Here is a 13,274-nt window from a genome sequence, read left to right on the forward strand (position 1 = left end):
ACCTCACCGCTCAAAGGAATAACTGGTTTGACACCGTCATCACAACACTATTTGGTTATCACTGCGCTGGGCGCCGACAGGCCCGGTATTGTGAATACCATTACTCGCCATGTCAGCAGTTGCGGCTGTAATATCGAAGACAGCCGACTGGCGATGCTGGGCGATGAATTCACGTTTATTATGCTGTTGTCCGGCACGTGGAACGCGATTACCTTGATTGAATCGACATTGCCGTTAAAAGGCGCGGAGCTGGATCTGCTGATTGTGATGAAACGGACGTCCGACCGTCCCCGCCCGGCAATGCCCGCGACGGTATGGGTTCAGGTTGAGGTCGCCGACTCCCCGCATTTAATTGAGCGATTCACCGCGCTGTTTAATAGTCATGAAATGAATATTGCGGAGCTGGTCTCCCGCACGCAGCCGGCTGAAGGTGATAAAGCTGCGCAATTATTTATTCAAATCACCGCACATAGTCCGGTGTCGCAAAATTCCGCAAATATTGAGCAAGCCTTTAAAGCACTATGTACAGAACTCAATGCGCAAGGCAGTATAAACGTCGTCAATTACTCACAACATGATGAACAGGATGGAGTTAAGTAATGAATCCACTGAAAGCCGGTGATATCGCACCGAAATTTAGCTTGCCGGATCAAGACGGGGAACAAGTAAATTTGACCGACTTCCAGGGACAGCGCGTTCTGGTTTATTTCTACCCAAAAGCCATGACACCCGGCTGTACCGTGCAGGCCTGCGGCTTACGCGATAACATGGACGAGCTCAAAAAAGCAGGCGTGGACGTGCTGGGCATCAGCACCGATAAACCTGAAAAACTCTCCCGTTTCGCTGAAAAAGAGCTGCTGAACTTTACCCTTTTGTCCGATGAAAACCATAAGGTGTGTGAACAGTTCGGCGTCTGGGGCGAAAAGTCGTTTATGGGCAAAACGTATGACGGCATTCACCGCATCAGCTTTTTGATTGACGCTGATGGTAAGATTGAACACGTCTTTAATGATTTTAAAACCAGCAATCACCATGATGTGGTGCTGAACTGGCTGAAAGAAAACGCGTAAAAGCCTCAGGCCGCGCTGATGTGCGGCCTGGAAAGGGAATGCGCCGTCAGGCTTGCCGCGCCAGACGCCATATCGCCGCCACATTGCGCGCCGACAGGCTCAGGTTATATTCCGCCTCGTGTAAGGCTTCCGGCAGCGTAACGATATGCGACAAAATCGACAGCGCCGCATCGATACCCTGTTGATACACAACGTGATGATCGTGTTGCAGCCCACCGGCGAGCGCGATAACCGGTTTATGATACCGCTTCGCCACTCTGGCGACGCCAATCGGCGTCTTGCCGCAAATACTTTGGCTGTCCAGCCGCCCTTCTCCGGTAATCACCAGATCGGCATCTTTAACCGCCTGCTCAAGCTGTAGCGTTTCCACGACAATCTCTACGCCGGCGCGTAATTCCGCATTGAGCAATCCTAAAAGCGCGGCGCCCATTCCACCTGCCGCGCCCGCGCCGGGAGCATTAATCACCTCACGCCCCGTAGCCTGATAAATATGTCGGCCCCAGTTTTCCAGCGCCGCGTCCAGGGTGTTCACCATTTCCGCTGTCGCCCCTTTTTGTGGGCCAAAGATGGCCGATGCGCCCTGGGGACCACACAACGGATTGTTGACATCACACGCCACGGTTATCGATACCTTACGCAGCAATGGGTGACAACCGGACAGATCGATAGAGGCCAGCGCCGCCAGCGCCTCGCCGCCCGGAGAAAGCGAGCGCCCTTGTTTATCGCGCAATATAACGCCAAGCGCCTGCATCATCCCCGCGCCGCCGTCATTCGTCGCGCTGCCGCCAATTCCCAGAATAATACGCTTTACGCCACGCTCCAGCGCCGCGACGATTAACTCGCCGGTGCCGTAGCTGGTGGTATTAAGCGGGTTGCGCAATTCAGGCGAAACGTGATGCAGCCCGGATGCCGCCGCCATTTCAATCACGGCGGTATCGCTATCGCCCAGCATTCCCCAGCGCGCGGCCACCGGTTGCCCAAGCGGGCCTTGTACCCACTGGTCAACATAACGCCCGCCGCTGGCCTCCACCATTGATTGTACAGTTCCTTCCCCGCCATCCGCCATGGGCACTTTAACGTAGTCGGCGTCAGGATAAATTTCGCGGAACCCCTTTTCTATCGCCTCAGCGACCGCCATTGCGGACAAACTTTCTTTAAATGAATCAGGAGCAATAACAATTTTCATAGGGATTATCCTGCAAAACCAAAGAAACCGAACATCAGAGTAGAAATAAAGGTAATGGCTAACCCCACCAGCGTTTCATACGGCATTAGCTTTAAACGTTCATGAATTTGCATATTGACGCTGCCGCCCGTCGCGTGGAAAAAGCTGCCGTGCGGCAGATGGTCCAGCACCGTGGCGCCCGCATGGATCATAGCGGCTCCCGCCAGGGCGGAAACGCCAAGTTCAAGTAACGTGGGAGAGAAAACGCCGGACGCCACCGCCGTTCCCGCCGTGGTTGAGGCCGTCGCCATTGACATCATGGCGCCAGACACGGGCGCCAACAGCCAGGACGGCAATCCCGAAGCGGTGAGGCCATGAATCAGGACATCTTTAAGTTCGGAATTAGCGATAATGCCGGCCAGCGTACCGGTTCCCAGCAACATAATAGCGACAGGCGCCATACGCATCAGACCGGCGACCATGTACTGGTTACAGTGGCGCGCGCGTCCCATCAACAGCAGACCGACCAATCCCCCTACGGGCAGGGCAATTAACGGGTCAATGGAAATGCCGGCAAACGGACGGAGAGAAAGCAGGAAAATAGCGACCAGCGGCGCGCTAATCGCCACCAGAAAGCCGGGTCTGGCGACGGAGTCATCATGGTGAGTCACTTCATGATCGGCGACGCCCGCGCCTTTATTATTCAGCCGTTTCGCTAACAGATAGGCGATAATAAGCCCAACGATGCCCGGAACCACGCCCGCCAGCATAATAGAGGTAAGAGGAACATGAAACGCATCAGAGGCGGCAATAGCGTTCGGGTTGGGTGACATCACGTTACCCGCTTTGCCGCCGCCAACCATCGCCAGCAGAATAGCGCTTTTTGACAGGCCTGCATTACGCGCAATCGACAGCGCAATCGGCGCGACGGTAATCACCGCCACATCAATAAATACGCCGACGGCGGTCAAACATAGTGTGGCAATGGCTAATGCCAATAATGCCCGGGTTTCCCCCACTTTGCGGACAATCGTCTCAGCAATCGTATTCGCCGCCCCGGACTCAATTAATACGCCCGCCAGTACGCCTGCGGCCAGAATACGCAATACGGCATTAACGATGCCCTGCGCGCCTGACACCATCAGCGACACGGTTTGCAGAAGATCGGCGCCGCCAATCAAACCGCCGACCAGCGCGCCCGCCATCATGCCGTAGGCTGGCGACACTTTTCTTAAAATTAATACGATGGCCACAACCAATGCGGCAATGGCTCCCAGGGTGGATATCGACGTCATATACTGCGCCTCCTTTAACATGGAGCGCGCAGTATGGAAAAAACCGCCTAAAAATCCGCTGGAGCTTTCAACAAATTTCGATTCGACCAGGCAGCGGTAACTTGTCGGACGATACAGATTCGGCCTGAAGCTCCATACCGATATAAAGCCAAAGCGTACTTTTTAACTCGTTGATTTTTATGTGCGTAATATCCTCACAGCGCTGTAAGCGATAGCGCAATGTATTCACATGAATATGCAATGCTTTGGCCGTTTGCGTCAGGTCACAATTATGTTCAAACCAAGTCCGCAGCGTCTGTTGCAATACGCCTTTCGCGTCATGTTGCACCAGTTGCAGCCACAGACGCGATAACTCCTGCACTTGCCAACTTTCAGACAGCCCGCTTAGCAGCGCGGGAAGCGCGTGGTCATGATAAAAAATGTACTGGCTGCGCAGCTTTTGTCTTTTCGCCATCGCCTGCGTGGCTCTCGCTGTGAGCAAAGATCGGTGCAATCCCGTCTCGCCGGCAAAATAGCCCCCAACCAAAATACGGCTAAAGCCCGATGATGCAGCCCATGATTTAAAAATCTGCAATTCGCCCATTTCCTGGCGGGTATTCCACTTTCCCTCTTTTAACGTGATAGGCTTAATAATGATTAATTCATTAAATTCGGTAAACGTCACCAAATGGTTGCGCGCGTGATTCTCGAAATAATCCATTACATTGCGCAGCGCTTCGCGATCCGGCTGGGAAAGTTCAATAATCAGCACCACTCTGGGAACCGCCAGATCAATGCCCAGATAGGCCGCCATGGAGCGCAACGACTCTGTTGAATTTTCTCGCAAAATCAATTGGTTGATCAGCTCTTCGCGATAGCGTTTATCCCATTGTCGCTGTTCGATCAGCACCATATGCTCGATCACCAGCTCCGCCGCCATTTTAACCAGCTCGGCATACGCGCGAACCTCCTCCGGTTCGCCGGTAATGCCGACCACGCCGATAAGCTGTTCATGAAAAGAGATGGGAAGATTAATGCCGGATCGCACGCCTTTAAGCTGATTGGCGGTAGCGGAATCAATTTCTACAATACGGTTTTCCTTCAGCGCCAGAATGGCCCCTTCGTGACGCTGGCGAAGCCGCGAAGGTTCGCCAGACGCGATAATGACGCCATGCTCATCCATGACGTTTACCGAGTAAGGAATAATTTTCATGGCTCGCTGTACAATTTGCCGCGCGGTATACCCTTTCAAGTAATGTTTTCTCAACACACTCATTCCCTGTTTCGTTATCGCTTCACATTAAAAAAGCAATCTCGCATCAATGATGTCACTTATTAACGAATTTCTCAGAAGAATGCTTAGGCTAAGTCACCAAATTTTGGCGGCTTTACAGCGAGAATTTTGTAGGTTCCGACAATAAAAATGCCGCAACACGGTGCGGCATTAAAAAAAAGAGCGGCTTTCTAAGCGCTTGACCCTCATCAGGCGTGCGCAAAATGGCGGCAGGGCACTATGATGTCGTTCACGCTTTACAACTTTTGTACAGACCGCTCAGGATGAGGCATCCGTCACCTGACCATCCGGCCAGGCATGGACAACGGCTTTAATCAGCGTCGCCAATGGAATGGCGAAAAATACCCCCCCAGAATCCCCACAGACCGCCGAAAATCACCACTGACAGAATAATCACCAGCGGATGCAAATTCACCGCTTCGGAGAAAAGTACCGGTACCAGCAAATTGCCATCCAGCGCCTGAATAATCAGATAAACGGCAAAACAGCTCCAGAATTCCGTCCCCAGACCAAACTGAAACAGCGCGACGCCCACCACCGGAATTGTCACCACAAAGGCGCCGATATAGGGGATCAGGACCGAAAAGCCCACCAGTACCGCCAACAGTAGCGAATAGTTGAGGCCAAACAACAAAAAGCCCAGCCAGGTCGCCACGCCCACCACTACCATCTCCAGCACTTTTCCGCGGATATAGTTGGTGATCTGCTGATTCATCTCATTCCACACCTGCCCCGCCAGCCCGCGATTACGCGGCAGCACGCGGCGCACGGCATTCAGCATCTGCTCTTTATCTTTTACCAGGAAAAAGACCATCAGCGGCACCAGCACCAGATATACCGCCAGCGTCAGTAGCCCGACTAACGAAGCCAGCGAATATTTCACCACCGAATCGCCCATGTTAAGCATCCGGGTACGCATGTTTTCCGCCATCGCATCAATAATGCCCGCATCCATCAGCGCCGGATAGCGTCGCGGCAAGGTCGCGGCAAAATCGGACAGTTTATTCAGCATACCGGGCATATCACGAATCAGGTAAATACCCTGCTGCCAGGCAATCGGCATCACCACAAACACCATTAATAACAGAATGCCGACAAAGAGGATAAGGACAATGGAGGCTGCCCAGCGCCGGGAACAGCCAATCGCCTGCAGGCGCGCCGTCGGCCACTCCAGCAGGTAGGCCAGTACGATAGCGACCAGCAGCGGCGCTAACAGGCCGCTAAAGAAAAAGAGGATGCTAAAACCAGCCACCAGAATGACCAGCAAGGCAATCGCCTCCGGATCGCTGAAGCGACGGCGATACCATTGCATTAACATTTCGAGCATAAAACCCTTCCCAGAACTCAACTGCGGGATTGTGATGCCGAATTGTATCGAAATGTCACAAAAAAGACTTCGCTTTTTATCGTTGATTCAGGAAACTAAAATAGTGAGTCTGTGCTCATCACAGTTACACTTATGAAGTGTCGGAGCGTGGAACGATATTTCACGACGTTGGTCAAAGGGCTATCTCAAAACAACAGGATAGAGGTTATGTTCAAGCAGTTGAAAAAAAACCTGGTGGCAACCCTCATTGCAGCATTGGCTCTCGGTCAGGTCGCGCCCGCATTTGCCGACCCTGCCGACACGCTGCCCGATATGGGAACCTCGGCAGGAAGCACGCTTTCTATTGGACAAGAGATGCAAATGGGCGACTTTTATGTGCGCCAGCTACGCGGCAGCGCGCCGTTAATCAACGATCCGCTGCTGGTGCAATACATTAACGCGCTGGGGATGCGTCTGGTCTCGCACGCCGACTCCGTCAAAACGCCCTTCCATTTTTTCTTGATCAATAATGACGAAATCAACGCGTTCGCGTTCTTTGGCGGCAATGTGGTGCTGCACTCGGCGCTTTTTCGCTACGCGGATAACGAAAGCCAGCTAGCTTCAGTCATGGCGCATGAAATTTCCCACGTTACGCAGCGCCATCTGGCGCGCGCGATGGAAGATCAAAAGCGCAGCGCGCCGCTTACCTGGGTGGGCGCGCTGGGTTCCATTTTGCTGGCCATAGCCAGCCCACAGGCCGGTATGGCGGCGCTAACCGGTACTCTGGCGGGAACGCGCCAGGGAATGATAAGTTTCACCCAGCAAAATGAGCAAGAGGCCGACCGTATTGGTATTCAGGTACTGCAACGCGCCGGATTTGACCCACAGGCGATGCCCTCTTTCCTCGAAAAACTGCTCGACCAGGCGCGTTACTCCACGCGACCGCCTGAAATTTTGCTCACTCACCCCTTACCGGAAAGCCGCCTTGCGGATGCCCGCAACCGTGCCAACCAGATGCGCCCGGTCGTGGTGCAATCTTCCGCCGACTTTTATTTCGCCAAAGCGCGCGCCCTGGGAATGTACAATTCCGGACGTAACCAGCTCACCAGCGACCTGCTGGATCAGTGGTCTAAAGGCAACGTGCATCAGCAACATGCGGCGCAATATGGCCGGGCGTTGCAGGCGATGGAAGCGAGCAAGTACGATGAAGCGCGCAAAACGTTGCAGCCGCTATTAAGCGCGGAGCCGAACAATGCCTGGTATCTTGACCTCGCCACCGATATTGACCTGGGGCAGAAAAGAGCCAACGACGCGATTAATCGCCTGAAAAATGCCCGCGATCTGCGCGTTAATCCTGTGCTGCAGTTAAACCTCGCCAATGCGTACCTCCAGGGAGGCCAGCCGAAAGCGGCGGAAACCATTCTGAATCGCTACACCTTTAGCCATAAAGATGACGGTAACGGCTGGGATCTGCTTGCTCAGGCCGAAGCCGCGCTGAACAACCGCGATCAGGAGCTGGCGGCACGCGCTGAAAGTTATGCGCTGGCGGGACGGCTGGATCAGGCAATTTCACTGCTCAGCAGCGCCAGCGCCCAGGCAAAACTGGGTAGTCAGCAACAGGCGCGTTACGATGCGCGTATCGACCAGTTGCGCCAGTTACAGGAACGCTTCAAGCCATACACGAAAATGTAATCGCCGTTTATTAGCCGGATGGCGTCACAAGGAGAACTCATGACCGACACGATTAAAATCTACCATAACCCGCGCTGCTCGAAGAGCCGCGACACGCTGAACCTGCTGAAATCTAACGGCGTGGAACCGGAAGTGGTGCTTTATCTGGATACGCCCGCCGATGCCGCCACCGTGCGGGAACTGCTGCGTATGTTGGGCATGTCCAGCGCGCGCGAACTGATGCGCCAGAAAGAAGATCTCTATAAGACGCTTCACCTGGCGGATAGCCAGCTAAGTGAAGAGGCGTTAATCCAAGCGCTGGTTGAACACCCTAAACTGATGGAGCGCCCCATTGTAGTGGCAAATGGTCAGGCGCGTATTGGCCGACCGCCTGAGCAGGTGCTGGACATCCTCGGTTAACCGTTAAACGCCGCCGTCGCGGCGTATTACAGTTTCAGGATCTCTTTGACAAACGGGATCGTCAGTTTTCGCTGGGCAGTGATCGACGCATGATCGAGCTGATCCAGCGTCATAAACAGCGTGCGCATTTCGCGATCAAGACGTTTGAGTAAAAACCGTCCGACATCTTCCGGCAGTTCAAACCCCCGTAATCGGGCACGCAACTGTAGCGCCTGAAGTTTGTCTTCATCGGAAAGAGGCTGGAGTTTATAGATTTGCCCCCAGTCCAGACGGGAAGCGAGATCGGGCAAGCCCAGATTTAACTGTCTTGGCGGACGATCGCCGGTGATCAATAACCGCGTCTTACCGGACTCCAGAATGCGGTTATAGAGATCAAAGATCGCCATCTCCCACAGTTCATCGCCAGCGACACACTCAATGTTATCAATACACACCAGCGAGAGGTGTTCCATACCGTCGAGCACTTCCGGCACGAACCAGGTACGTTTATCGAGCGGGACGTAGCCTACCGCATCTCCACGCTGCGACAATTCAGCGCAGGCGGCGTGCAGCAAATGGCTGCGGCCCGCGCCTTCACGCGCCCAAAGGTAGATATATCCACTATGTTCCTGGCGCAACACGTTTTGTAACGCGGCCAGTAGAGAGGCGTTATCCCCCGGCCAGAAACTTGCGAAAGTTTCGTCGTCAGGAAGATAAAGTGGCAAAGAGAGCTGTGCCGGTGTGTTCAGAGATACCTCAACCCAGAATGACATAAAATCGCGCTGAGTTTACCACATAATTCCCGTGAGATAGAACCGGGCAGCATCGCTGCCCGGCAACCCGTTACTGATGCGGAGACTCCGCATCATTTGCCTCCAGTACCACTTCTTCCGGACGCAACAGGCTAATCAGTTTAAAAATCAGGCTCAGGCCAATCCCGACGATGGTCGCCAGCGCCATCCCTTTCAATTCTGCCGCGCCGATATGCACTTTCGCGCCGCTCACGCCGATGATCAAAATCACCGAGGTGAGGATCAGGTTTTGCGCTTTGTTGTAATCGACTTTCGATTCGATCAAGACACGAATCCCCGACGCGCCGATGACGCCGTACAACAGCAGCGAGACGCCGCCCATCACGGGTAACGGGATAATCTGAATCGCCGCCGCCAGTTTGCCGACGCAGGAAAGCAGAATGGCGAAAATCGCCGCGCCGCCGATAACCCAAGTACTGTAAACGCGGGTGATCGCCATGACGCCAATATTTTCCCCATAGGTGGTATTCGGCGTGGAGCCGAAGAAACCGGAGACGATCGTCGACAGTCCGTTAGCGAACATCGAGCGGTGTAAACCGGGATCGCGCACTAAATCTTTTTTGACGATATTCGCCGTCACCACCAGATGACCGACATGCTCGGCAATCACGACCAACGCCGCGGGCAGAATCGTCAGGATCGCGAACCATTCAAAACGCGGCGTATAGAAGGTCGGCAGCGCAAACCAGTGTGCCTGGGCAATCGGCGTGGTATCGACCACCCCCAGCGCGAATGACAGCGCATAGCCCGCCAGCACGCCGATCAAAATCGGAATGATCGCCAGGAAACCGCGAAACAGTACGGAGCCGAACACCGTCACCGCCAGCGTGACCATGGAGATAATAATTGTTTTCGTGTCCGGCGACTGCCCTTGCGCAGGCAGTAATCCGGCCATCCCCGCCGCGACGCCAGCCAGCTCCAGACCGATGACGGCAACGATTGCGCCCATTGCCGCAGGCGGGAACATCACATCCAGCCAGCCGGTGCCCGCTTTTTTAACGATGAAAGAGACCAGACAGAACAACACGCCGCACATAATAAAACCGCCCAGCGCCACTTCATAACCCAGCGGCAACAACAGTAATACCGGGGAAATAAAGGCAAAGCTCGATCCGAGGTAGGCAGGAATTTTACCTTTGCAGATAAAGAGATACAGCAACGTTCCGATACCGTTAAACAGCAGCACCGTCGCGGGATTGATATGAAACAGAACTGGCACCAGCACAGTCGCGCCAAACATGGCGAAAAGGTGCTGTAAACTAAGCGGGATTGTCTGTAAAAGCGGCGGTCTTTCACTCACCCCGATAGCACGGCGCGTCATAGTGTTTTCCTCTAAGTGTGTTTGTTATGAGTTGTTTTATTCAAAAAAAAGCCGACTCTTAAAGTCGGCTTTTAATTATTTATTCACTTATTTGGTACCAAAAATCTTATCGCCGGCATCGCCAAGCCCCGGAATAATGTATCCGTGCTCGTTAAGCCCCTGATCGATAGAGGCGGTGTACAGTTCAACGTCCGGGTGCGCTTTTTCCAGCGCCGCAATGCCTTCCGGCGCGGCGACCAGCACCAGCACCTTAATGCTGCTACAGCCTGCTTTTTTCAGCAGGTCGATGGTCGCGATGACAGAACCGCCGGTCGCCAGCATCGGGTCGACGATCAGCGCCATGCGCTCATCAATGTTCGATACCAGTTTCTGGAAATAAGGTACTGGCTCAAGCGTCTCTTCGTTACGGTACATCCCGACTACGCTGATACGCGCGCTCGGTACATTTTCCAGAACGCCTTCCATCATGCCCAGACCCGCGCGCAGAATCGGCACAACGGTAATTTTTTTACCTTTGATCTGGTCGATTTCCACCGGGCCATTCCAGCCTTCGATGGTGACTTTTTCCGTTTCCAGGTCGGCTGTCGCTTCATACGTCAGCAGGCTGCCTACTTCTGAGGCGAGTTCACGAAAGCGTTTAGTGCTAATGTCGTTTTCACGCATCAGACCCAGCTTGTGTTTGACGAGTGGGTGTTTGACTTCCACGATCTTCATACTCTTCTCCTATCCTCAGATGACTGGCAACCACAAAAAAATCGCCGGATTATACCGCTTTTCCTCTCTGACGCAACACAATGTATGCTTGACCTGGATCAACCAAAAGCGCTGATAGTGGAAAAGTGAGTATAAATCACTCACGTTGAAACAGGCGATAAAGGCTAACAACCGTTTGAATCTTAGCAATTTTAAGGATGAATGGCCTGTCCCGACCGCCTGTCGTAAACCAAGTGCTGGATATCCTTTTCTTTTTTACCAACAGGGAAATTTTCAAGCAGCGACCGAAACCATGCCAAAAAAATCGTCCGGATATCCAGGGCGCAGACCACGCTCGCAAACGTTTGCTTTCCCTGTTAGAATTGCGCCGAATTTAACTTTTACCGCAAGAAAAAACGTGGGGAACCAGGCAGTGACCGATAAGACCTCTCTTAGCTATAAAGATGCCGGCGTCGATATTGATGCGGGTAACGCTCTGGTTGATCGAATCAAAGGCGTAGTGAAGAAAACTCGCCGCCCGGAGGTTATGGGCGGTCTGGGCGGTTTCGGTGCGCTGTGCGCGTTGCCGCAAAAATATCGTGAACCGGTACTGGTTTCCGGCACTGACGGCGTAGGCACCAAACTTCGCCTGGCGATGGACTTAAAGCGTCACGACGCTATCGGTATTGATCTGGTGGCGATGTGCGTAAACGATCTGGTCGTTCAGGGCGCGGAACCGCTGTTTTTCCTCGATTACTATGCCACGGGTAAACTGGATGTCGATACCGCTGCCAGCGTGATCAACGGTATTGCCGAAGGCTGCCTGCAATCCGGCTGCGCGCTGGTCGGCGGCGAGACGGCGGAAATGCCGGGCATGTATCACGGCGAAGATTACGATGTGGCGGGTTTCTGCGTCGGCGTAGTCGAAAAATCAGAAATCATCGACGGCTCCCGGGTTGCCGAAGGCGACGTGCTGATTGCGCTCGGCTCCAGCGGCCCGCACTCGAATGGATATTCGCTGGTGCGGAAAATTATTGACGTTAGCGGCTGCGACCCACAAACCACTCTGCTGGAAGGGAAGCCGCTGGCCGATCATCTGCTTGAACCGACCCGTATCTACGTAAAATCGGTTCTGGAACTGATTGAAAACGTCGATGTGCACGCTATCGCCCACCTCACCGGCGGCGGCTTTTGGGAAAATATTCCGCGCGTTCTGCCGGAGAATACCCAGGCGGTAATTAATGAGTCGTCCTGGCAGTGGCCCGCCATCTTTACCTGGCTGCAAACCGCCGGTAATGTCAGCCGACATGAAATGTACCGTACCTTTAACTGCGGCGTCGGCATGGTGATTGCGCTCTCCGCTCCGGAAGCGGACAAAGCGCTTGCTCTGCTAAACGAGAAAGGTGAAAACGCATGGAAAATCGGTATCATCAAAGCCTCTGATTCCGAACAGCGTGTGGTTATTGAATAATGAATATTGTGGTGCTGATTTCCGGCAATGGAAGCAATTTACAGGCGATTATCGATGCCTGCGAAGCGAAGAAAATTAAAGGCACCCTCAGGGCAGTATTCAGCAATAAGGCCGACGCGTTCGGCCTTGAACGCGCCAGAGAAGCCGGCATTCCGGCGCAAGCGCTGACTGCCGATCGGTTTGACAGCCGCGACGCCTTCGATCGCGAGTTGATTCGCAAGATAGACGCGTATGCGCCCGATGTGGTCGTGCTGGCCGGTTTTATGCGTATTCTGAGTCCGATGTTTGTCGCGCATTACTACGGGCGTCTGCTGAACATTCACCCTTCCCTGCTGCCAAAATATCCGGGGTTGCATACCCATCGCCAGGCGCTGGAAAACGGCGATGAGGAGCACGGTACCTCGGTGCATTTCGTGACAGACGAACTCGACGGCGGCCCGGTCATTCTCCAGGCGAAGGTGCCGGTTTTTGCCGACGACAGCGAAGATGATATCACCGCACGCGTACAGACTCAGGAACATGCGATTTATCCGCTGGTGATTAGCTGGTTTGCGCAGGGGCGTCTAAAGATGCGCGATAACGCCGCCTGGCTGGACGGGCGTCGTCTGCCGCCGCAAGGTTATGCGTCTGACGAATAATACGTCATCGAACAGGACTGCGTCTGCTTGCCGGATGGCGGCATAAATGCCTATCCGGCCTACTCTTTTCCCTTCCTTTATGCTATCAGTTTATTGTCATATTTTTCTGGCGCAGTTGGACATTAACGCGTAATGCTCGCCATAATCATCAGGCAGTGTC

12 protein-coding genes and 1 pseudogene are annotated in these 13,274 nt (G+C 53.8%); 6 read left to right on the forward strand and 7 right to left on the reverse strand.

The genetic code is table 11. The features are described from left to right. The first annotated feature begins 27 nt into the window (after positions 1-27). Together J4685_RS06815 and bcp are read left to right on the forward strand one after the other, a co-directional pair. Positions 28-600, forward strand: a complete 573-nt coding sequence (locus tag J4685_RS06815; protein ID WP_000189062.1) for a glycine cleavage system transcriptional repressor — start codon at positions 28-30, stop codon at positions 598-600. Next, positions 600-1,070, forward strand: coding sequence for a thioredoxin-dependent thiol peroxidase (bcp, locus tag J4685_RS06820; protein ID WP_001068685.1), 471 nt, complete (start codon positions 600-602; stop codon positions 1,068-1,070). Before J4685_RS06815 ends, bcp begins: the two co-directional genes overlap by 1 nt. A gap of 46 nt (positions 1,071-1,116) precedes the next feature. Here the strand turns inward: bcp and J4685_RS06825 are convergent, their stop codons facing one another. The 4 genes and pseudogenes from J4685_RS06825 to J4685_RS06840 all read right to left on the reverse strand — a co-directional run bounded on the left by J4685_RS06825 (position 1,117) and on the right by J4685_RS06840 (position 6,130). Beyond that, a complete protein-coding gene (locus J4685_RS06825) occupies positions 1,117-2,256 on the reverse strand; it encodes a glycerate kinase (RefSeq protein ID WP_000706377.1) in 1,140 nt (379 codons plus the stop codon). A gap of 5 nt (positions 2,257-2,261) precedes the next feature. Then, positions 2,262-3,530 (reverse strand): GntP family permease, encoded by a 1,269-nt coding sequence (locus J4685_RS06830; protein WP_000200859.1) that lies wholly within the window; start codon positions 3,528-3,530, stop codon positions 2,262-2,264. A 67-nt stretch (positions 3,531-3,597) separates the two neighbouring features. Beyond that, on the reverse strand, positions 3,598-4,785 hold the full coding sequence (locus J4685_RS06835; RefSeq protein ID WP_023211774.1) for a sugar diacid recognition domain-containing protein: 1,188 nt from the start codon (positions 4,783-4,785) through the stop codon (positions 3,598-3,600). Between the two features lie 276 nt (positions 4,786-5,061). Then, positions 5,062-6,130, reverse strand: a pseudogene (locus tag J4685_RS06840) (AI-2E family transporter). 207 nt (positions 6,131-6,337) lie between these two features. Between J4685_RS06840 and bepA the strand changes: the two are divergent. Together bepA and arsC are read left to right on the forward strand one after the other, a co-directional pair. Then, positions 6,338-7,801, forward strand: coding sequence for a beta-barrel assembly-enhancing protease (bepA, locus tag J4685_RS06845; protein ID WP_000476195.1), 1,464 nt, complete (start codon positions 6,338-6,340; stop codon positions 7,799-7,801). Between the two features lie 39 nt (positions 7,802-7,840). After that, the gene (arsC, locus tag J4685_RS06850) at positions 7,841-8,200 is read left to right on the forward strand and encodes an arsenate reductase (glutaredoxin) (RefSeq protein WP_000132650.1); all 360 of its coding nucleotides are present in this window, start codon (positions 7,841-7,843) and stop codon (positions 8,198-8,200) included. A 26-nt stretch (positions 8,201-8,226) separates the two neighbouring features. Here arsC and J4685_RS06855 read toward each other — a convergent pair whose 3' ends face one another. The 3 genes from J4685_RS06855 to upp form a co-directional block, all read right to left on the reverse strand. Continuing rightward, positions 8,227-8,928, reverse strand: a complete 702-nt coding sequence (locus J4685_RS06855) for a DnaA inactivator Hda (protein WP_061835882.1) — start codon at positions 8,926-8,928, stop codon at positions 8,227-8,229. Positions 8,929-9,022: 94 nt separating this feature from the next. Then, positions 9,023-10,312, reverse strand: a complete 1,290-nt coding sequence (uraA, locus tag J4685_RS06860; protein WP_000198346.1) for a uracil permease — start codon at positions 10,310-10,312, stop codon at positions 9,023-9,025. An 87-nt stretch (positions 10,313-10,399) separates the two neighbouring features. Beyond that, on the reverse strand, positions 10,400-11,026 hold the full coding sequence (gene upp, locus J4685_RS06865; protein ID WP_000706208.1) for a uracil phosphoribosyltransferase: 627 nt from the start codon (positions 11,024-11,026) through the stop codon (positions 10,400-10,402). 412 nt (positions 11,027-11,438) lie between these two features. Between upp and purM the strand changes: the two genes are divergently transcribed. Both purM and purN read left to right on the forward strand, forming a co-directional pair. Continuing rightward, complete coding sequence (gene purM, locus J4685_RS06870) at positions 11,439-12,476, forward strand: phosphoribosylformylglycinamidine cyclo-ligase (RefSeq protein WP_000130477.1); 1,038 nt, start codon at positions 11,439-11,441, stop codon at positions 12,474-12,476. Continuing rightward, positions 12,476-13,114, forward strand: coding sequence for a phosphoribosylglycinamide formyltransferase (purN, locus tag J4685_RS06875; RefSeq protein WP_001028589.1), 639 nt, complete (start codon positions 12,476-12,478; stop codon positions 13,112-13,114). Before purM ends, purN begins: the two co-directional genes overlap by 1 nt. Positions 13,115-13,274 lie beyond the last annotated feature (160 nt).

Source organism: Salmonella sp. 32100201201700099SM (genome assembly GCF_017572645.1).
Classification (GTDB): domain Bacteria; phylum Pseudomonadota; class Gammaproteobacteria; order Enterobacterales; family Enterobacteriaceae; genus Salmonella; species Salmonella enterica.